The organism is Ferroacidibacillus organovorans, assembly GCF_001516615.1.
GTDB lineage: Bacteria > Bacillota > Bacilli > Alicyclobacillales > SLC66 > Ferroacidibacillus > Ferroacidibacillus ferrooxidans_B.
Genome location: NZ_LPVJ01000063.1, coordinates 1 through 7677, shown reverse-complemented (window position 1 = coordinate 7677; position 7677 = coordinate 1). Strand labels below are relative to the sequence as shown.

General features: G+C 52.7%; 2 protein-coding genes. Both read left to right on the top strand.

Annotated features, from left to right (window positions below; all coding sequences use genetic code 11):
• Positions 1-341 precede the first annotated feature (341 nt).
• Positions 342-3875: a DNA-directed RNA polymerase subunit beta gene (gene rpoB, locus ATW55_RS13725; protein WP_067719051.1), complete on the top strand. Its 3534-nt coding sequence runs from the start codon at positions 342-344 to the stop codon at positions 3873-3875.
• A 15-nt stretch (positions 3876-3890) separates the two neighbouring features.
• A complete protein-coding gene (gene rpoC, locus ATW55_RS13720) occupies positions 3891-7550 on the top strand; it encodes a DNA-directed RNA polymerase subunit beta' (RefSeq protein WP_067719046.1) in 3660 nt (1219 codons plus the stop codon).
• Positions 7551-7677 lie beyond the last annotated feature (127 nt).

Genomic DNA, 7677 nt, shown 5'->3' with positions numbered 1-7677 from the left:
CCTTTGGACATCCAGCGTGGCAACTTCTGGACAAAGTACACCGTCTATCTCCGGACTCTATTCATTAGCTTTAACAGTGTTTTTTGTGCAAGACTCCCGCGCTGATCTGTAAAACCTGTGCTTTTTTATAAAAACTTTTGTTGACTTTAATTTGTCGGCGTGGTATTGTCAAATAATGCGAAATGATACTGTGGTATGCTATGCCACTGGGAATATTTCGCTTTGCTATTGGCAATACAAGAATACTGCGCGCTATGTAAAGGGGATTTGCGGCTGAGAAGCCCATTCCTTTTTCTATCTTTTCACGGAACGCCAGCATCCAGCTACGAGGGGTGACCGTATTGCAGGGACATGTTGTTCAGTATGGACGCCGTCAGCGTCGAACGTATTCGCGGGTGTCAGAGGTTCATGAACTTCCAAACTTAATTGAGATTCAGCAAAAGTCGTACGAATGGTTTTTGAATGAGGGGTTGCGTGAAATGTTTGCAGACATTTCCCCGATCCAGGATTTTACAGGAAACCTCGTGCTGGAGTTTATCGACTACAGTCTTGGCGAACCAAAATACAGCGTTGACGAGTCAAAAGAGCGCGATGTAACATATGCCGCTCCTCTTCGCGTCAAGGTGCGGTTGATCAACCGTGAAACGGGAGAAGTAAAAGAGCAAGAAGTCTTCATGGGAGATTTCCCGCTGATGACCGAGACGGGCACGTTTATCATCAACGGTGCCGAGCGCGTTATCGTCAGTCAGCTTGTTCGCTCGCCGAGTGTGTACTTTAATGCAAAGATTGACAAAAACGGTAAACGCACATTTAGTGCGACGGTGATTCCGAATCGCGGCGCCTGGCTTGAGCTTGAGACGGACGCGAAAGACATAATATATGTTCGCATTGACCGAACGAGGAAAATTCCGGTCACAGTGCTGTTGCGCGCGCTCGGATTCTCGACGGATGCTGAAATTTTAAACCTTTTGGGTGAAGACGACTATCTGAGAAACACGCTTGAAAAGGATAGCACAGATTCGACCGAAAAAGCGCTGACTGAAATTTATGAGCGTTTGCGTCCAGGTGAACCACCGACGGTAGAGAATGCGCGAAATCTCTTGTCTTCACGCTTTTTTGATCCGAAGCGCTACGACTTGGCTAACGTGGGCCGTTACAAAATTAATAAGAAGCTGCATCTTAAAAACCGTCTGTTGAACCAGCGGTTGGCAGAGACGCTGGTCGATCCGGAAACGGGGGAAGTGATTGCGGAGCCCGGACAGTTGATCGATCGCCGTCTGCTTGACCGTCTGACGGTTTATCTCGAGAACGGGCTGAATCAAGTGACATTGCGCTCAAACGCGGGACTTCTCGAAGATCCGACGATTGTGATGCAAGAGGTGCGCATTCTCAGTCAACTCGAAGAGGGAAAATCGATCAAAGTGATCGGGAATGGCCAGATCGACCGCCAGGTGAAAAATATCATCCCGGCGGACATTATCGCCTCGATCAATTACTTTATGAATTTGCTGCACGGTGTAGGAACGACGGATGACATTGACCATCTCGGGAATCGCCGCCTGCGCTCTGTGGGAGAGCTGCTCCAAAACCAGTTTCGCATTGGCCTGTCGCGCATGGAGCGCGTAGTCCGCGAGCGGATGTCAATTCAGGATGCCAACGCGATCACGCCGCAGGCGTTGATCAACATACGTCCGGTGATTGCCGCGATCAAAGAGTTTTTTGGCTCCAGCCAGTTGTCGCAATTTATGGATCAGACCAATCCCTTGGCGGAGTTGACGCACAAGCGTCGCCTGTCGGCTCTCGGGCCGGGTGGACTCACGCGTGAGCGGGCAGGTTTTGAGGTGCGCGACGTTCACCCGTCGCACTATGGACGCATGTGTCCGATCGAGACGCCTGAGGGTCCAAACATTGGACTTATCAACTCGCTCTCAACGTATGCGCGCATCAATGAGTTCGGGTTTATTGAGACGCCGTACCGCCGTCTTGATCCGGATACGGGTCGCATTTCTGAAGTGGCGGACTATTTGACAGCGGATGAAGAAGATAATTATGTCATCGGGCAGGCTGTCGCTAAGCTGACAGAAGACAACCGCATGGTCGAGGACGAGCAGATCGTTCGCTACAAGGGCGATATTCTTACCATGCCGAAAGAGCGGGTCGATTATATCGACGTTTCGCCAAAGCAGGTCGTATCAGTGGCGACGGCGATGATTCCGTTTCTTGAGAATGATGATGCGAACCGTGCGCTTATGGGTTCGAACATGCAGCGTCAAGCGGTGCCGCTGCTTGTGACTGAGGCGCCGTTTGTGGGAACGGGAATGGAACACAAAGCAGCAAAGGACTCGGGTGTCGTTATTGTGGCGCGTCACGACGGTGTTGTTGAGCGCGTAACGGCCAATGAGATTATTGTGCGCACGGAGCTTCAAGTGGATGGTCAGTTGGTAAAGGGCGATGCGGTGCGCTATCGCTGTCAGAAGTTTATGCGCTCAAACCAGGGGACGTGCATCAATCAGCGACCGCTCGTTCGCATTGGCGACCGCGTGAAACGCGGTGATATCTTGGCGGACGGACCTGCGACAGAGCAGGGTGAATTGGCGCTCGGACGGAATGTGCTCGTCGCGTTTATGACGTGGGAAGGGTACAACTACGAGGATGCGATTCTGCTCAGCGAGACGATGGTCAAAGACGACGTGTACACATCGATTCACATTGAAGAGTACGAGTGTGAAGCGCGCGATACGAAGCTTGGGCCGGAAGAAATCACGCGCGATATCCCGAACGTGGGTGAAGAGGCGCTGCGCAATCTGGATGACCGCGGTATCATTCGCATTGGCGCGGAAATTTTTGCAAACGACATTCTTGTCGGGAAGGTAACGCCAAAAGGTGTTACGGAACTCACCGCTGAAGAACGCCTGCTTCACGCGATCTTCGGAGAGAAGGCGCGTGAGGTTCGCGATACGTCGCAGCGCGTGCCAAACGGCGGTGCGGGTATCGTGGTCGACGTGAAGGTGTTCACGCGTGAGAATGGTGATGAGTTGCCACCTGGCGTGAACCAGTTGGTGCGCGTTTATATCGCGCAGAAACGGAAGATCTCCGAGGGTGACAAGATGGCAGGCCGTCACGGCAATAAGGGTGTCGTCGCGAGGATCATGCCGATTGAGGATATGCCTTATTTGCCGGATGGCACGCCTGTACAAATTGTTTTGAATCCACTGGGTGTTCCCTCCCGGATGAACATTGGGCAGGTGCTTGAGACACATCTTGGAATGGCTGCGAAGATGCTCGGCATTCATGTGGCGACGCCGGTTTTTGACGGTGCCCACGAGAGCGACGTGTTTGACGCGCTGGAAGAGGCGGGACTTGCGCGGGATGGCAAGACGGTGCTCTATGACGGGAGAACGGGCGAGCGCTTTGACGGGCGCGTCACGGTCGGATATGTGTACATGCTGAAATTGGCGCACTTGGTCGATGACAAGATTCACGCGCGCTCCACGGGACCGTACTCGCTTGTCACGCAGCAGCCCCTTGGTGGTAAGGCGCAGTTTGGCGGACAGCGCTTTGGCGAGATGGAAGTGTGGGCGCTTGAAGCGTATGGTGCGGCTTATACATTGCAAGAGATTCTCACCGTCAAATCAGACGACGTCGTGGGACGTGTGAAAACGTACGAAGCGATCGTCAAAGGTGAGAATGTTCCGGAACCTGGTGTGCCTGAGTCGTTCAAAGTGTTGATCAAGGAACTGCAAAGTCTTGGTCTCGATGTCAAGATCTTGTCTGAAGATGAGCAAGAGATCGCGATGCGCGAAGTCGATGAAGATGATGACACATCAGAAAAACTCAACTTTAGCCTCGAAATGCGCGAGTTAGGCGACGACTGATAGGGAGGGACCCCTTTGCTGGATGTCAACAACTTTGAGTTTATGAAAATCGGTCTTGCGTCGCCGGATAAAATTCGCTCGTGGTCACACGGTGAAGTGAAAAAACCGGAAACGATCAACTATCGCACATTGAAGCCTGAAAAAGAGGGGCTCTTTTGCGAAAAGATTTTTGGTCCGCAGCGCGACTGGGAGTGTCACTGCGGAAAGTATAAGCGCGTTCGCTACAAAGGTGTTGTGTGTGACCGCTGCGGCGTTGAAGTCACGCGCGCAAAAGTTCGCCGCGAGCGCATGGGGCACATTGAATTGGCGGCGCCTGTATCGCACATTTGGTATTTCAAAGGAATTCCGAGCCGCATGGGGCTTGTCCTTGACATGTCCCCGCGCAATCTTGAAGAAGTGATCTATTTTGCTTCTTATGTTGTGACGGACCCGGGCGATACCCCGCTGGAACAAAAGCAGCTTCTCTCGGAAAAAGAGTACCGCAGTTACCGCGAGAAATACGGCTATGGCTTTGAGGCGGGCATGGGTGCAGAAGCTGTCAAAAAATTGCTGCTCGGCATTGATGTTGACCAGCAAATTGAAACCCTCCGCGAAGAGTTGCGCACCGTGCAGGGCCAGCGCAGAAACCGCGCAATCAAGCGGCTGGAAGTTCTTGATGCGTTCAAACAATCCGGAAATGACCCGGCATGGATGATTCTTGACGCGCTCCCTGTCATTCCTCCGGATCTTCGCCCGATGGTGCAGCTTGACGGTGGACGTTTTGCGACGTCCGATCTAAACGACTTATATCGACGCGTTATCAACCGGAACAATCGCTTGAAGCGATTGTTGGAACTTGGTGCGCCTGACATCATTGTGCAAAACGAAAAGCGGATGCTTCAGGAAGCGGTTGACGCGTTGATTGACAACGGCCGTCGCGGTCGTCCTGTCACTGGTCCTGGCAATCGACCGCTCAAGTCGCTCTCGCACATGCTAAAAGGGAAACAGGGGCGTTTTCGCCAAAATCTGCTGGGTAAACGCGTCGACTACTCAGGGCGCTCGGTAATTGTCGTTGGTCCGGAACTGAAAATGTACCAGTGCGGACTTCCAAAAGAGATGGCGCTTGAACTGTTTAAGCCGTTTGTCATGAAAGAGCTTGTCGCACAGGGTCTCGCGCATAACATCAAGAGTGCAAAGCGCAAGGTTGAGCGCGTGTCGGATGAGGTCTGGGACGTGCTCGAACAGGTCATCACAGAACATCCTGTGTTGCTAAATCGCGCGCCAACGCTCCATCGACTGGGGATTCAGGCGTTTGAGCCGATTCTTGTGGCGGGTCGTGCCATCAAGCTGCATCCGCTTGTCTGTACGGCGTATAATGCCGACTTTGACGGTGACCAGATGGCGGTTCACGTCCCGCTCTCGGCAGAAGCACAGGCGGAAGCTCGGCTCCTGATGCTTGCGGCGCATAACATCTTGAATCCAAAAGACGGAAAACCTGTTGTAACGCCGACGCAAGATATGGTGCTTGGCTCGTATTACCTTACGATCGAACGCGAAGGGGAAATCGGTGAAGGTCGGATCTTCTCTAGTCCTGAAGAAGTTCTTCTCGCTTACCAAGATAAGCAAGTGACACTTCACACGAGAATCTTGATTCCGGCGAAGATGCTGAACAAGGTCTCCTTTACGGCGCGTCAACGCGAGGCAATCTTGGTTACGACTCCGGGCAAGATTTTGTTTAATGAGATTTTCCCGAGCGAGTTTCCCTACATTAATGTGGCGGATCGCAAGAACTTGTTGCACGGGACACCTGATCAGTATTTCATTTTTGAACGGGGCGTCAACCTGCGCGAACAAGCGATGAGCATTCCGTTTAAGGGAGCAGTCGTCAAGTCTTTTCTTGGCGCGATCATCGGCGAGTGCTTTGCGCGCTATGGAACGACGAAGACGGCAGAGATTCTCGACAAAGTGAAAAAGCTCAGCTTCACGTATTCGACGAAGGCGGGTATCACCATCTCCGTTGCAGACATCTACGTGCCTGAACAAAAAGAGCGGATTCTGGCTGATGCAGAACAAAAGGAAGACCGTGTCCTGGTTCAGTATCGCCGTGGTTTGATCACTGAAGAAGAGCGCTATAATCGATTCATCAGCATTTGGAGTTCGGCGAAAGATGAACTCACCAATACGCTCATGGATTCGCTTGACCGTTTTAATCCGATTTACATGATGGCAAACTCTGGAGCGCGCGGTTCAGTATCGCAAATCACGCAGCTCGCTGGAATGCGCGGTCTGATGGCCAATCCTTCAGGACGCATCATTGAATTGCCGATTAAATCCAATTTCCGTGAGGGACTCACTGTTCTTGAGTACTTTATCTCGACGCACGGCGCCCGTAAAGGTCTCGCCGATACGGCGCTCAGGACAGCGGACTCGGGGTATCTTACGCGCCGTCTGGTAGACGTGGCGCAGGACACGATTGTTCGCCAGGAAGACTGCGGTACCGACCGCGGGATCATGGTGGAAGAGATTCGCGACGGGAAAGAGGTCATTGAGGATCTCTACGACCGCATTGTGGGCAGAATCGCTTTCAAGACGCTGCGTCACCCAGAAACGGGTGAGGTTCTTGTCGAAAAGGATGGCCTGATTGATGAGGCGATTGCACGCTCCATCATTGACGCAAACATTCAGTCTGTCGTGATTCGTTCTGTTCTTACGTGCCGGGCGCGCCACGGTGTCTGCATCCAGTGTTACGGGCGAAACCTCGCGACAGGGAAAATGGTTGAAATTGGAGAGGCTGTCGGAATCATCGCGGCGCAGTCGATCGGCGAGCCGGGGACGCAGTTGACCATGAGGACGTTTCATACAGGTGGCGTTGCGGGGGATGATATCACGCAAGGTTTGCCACGGATTCAGGAACTCTTTGAGGCGCGCCACCCGAAAGGACAGGCGACGATTACTGAAATCTCCGGAACGATCTCTGACATTCGCGAGATTAAAGACAAGCGTGAGATCGAGGTTATTGGGGAGACGGAGACGAAAGTCTACGCCATTCCGTTTGGTTCACGGATTCGTGTGAGCGTCGGGCAGATCGTTGAGGCTGGCGATGAGCTGACAGAGGGATCGGTTGATCCTAAGGAGATGCTGCGCGTCAAGGGATTGCGCGGTGTTCAGAACTACCTTTTGCGCGAAGTTCAGCGAGTTTACCGCATCCAGGGTGTCGACATCAATGACAAGCACGTCGAAGTGATGGTGCGCCAGATGATGCGTAAAGTGCGCATTGTGGACAGTGGTACTACGGATCTGTTGCCTGGCACGTATGTCGACTTGCTTGCATATGAAGAGTCGAATCGCAAAGCGCTTTTGTCAGGCGGGGAGCCTGCAGTTGCGCGCCCGGCGCTGCTCGGAATCACGAAAGCGTCGCTTGAGACAGATTCTTTCTTGTCTGCGGCATCTTTCCAAGAGACGACGCGCGTTTTGACGGAGGCGGCCATCAAAGGCAAGGTCGATCATCTGCTTGGCTTGAAAGAAAATGTGATTATCGGCAAGCTGATTCCGGCGGGAACAGGGATGTCGCGTTATCGGAACATTGAGCTTGTGGATGCATCTGCGTATATGGATGAAGTGACGAAGGTGTCGTCTGAAGACGATGTGCAAGAATTGGTTGAAGTGCTCGTAACAGAGCCGGGAGATTTGCGCTGACAGGATCAGGTGAAGTTCGTGGGGAACCGGAGAGCGTGATGGATGCTCTCCAGGCCCCACGCATCTTTAGTGGGCGGTGAAGAATTTCCCCTTGCTGGGTCTAGAATAAGCGAGGTCACGGGAAAGA